The 206-nt window shown below is 39.3% G+C and carries 1 protein-coding gene; it reads left to right on the forward strand.

Annotated elements, in window-relative coordinates:
* Nucleotides 1–206 (forward strand): hypothetical protein (locus BN3349_RS11960; protein ID WP_040977604.1); only part of this gene is annotated, 206 nt, incomplete at both ends.

The raw sequence follows: 206 nt of genomic DNA on the forward strand, positions 1-206 counted from the left end.
GCGTTTTCGACCATTGATGCTTATGTGTTACCGAAACAGGCTGAATTGCGGGAAAAAATAAAACAAGCCAAAACGGAAGAAGAAAAGACCGCACTTTATAAAGAAATTTATAAATTGCAATATCAGAAACGTTTGCTTGAAATGACAGTTGGCATTGCGACAGGTACACCAGAGCTTGCTATTACACAAGGGACTTTGCAACTAGC

The sequence above is a fragment of the Necropsobacter massiliensis genome, from assembly GCF_000827595.2.
Taxonomy (GTDB): Bacteria; Pseudomonadota; Gammaproteobacteria; order Enterobacterales; family Pasteurellaceae; genus Necropsobacter; species Necropsobacter massiliensis.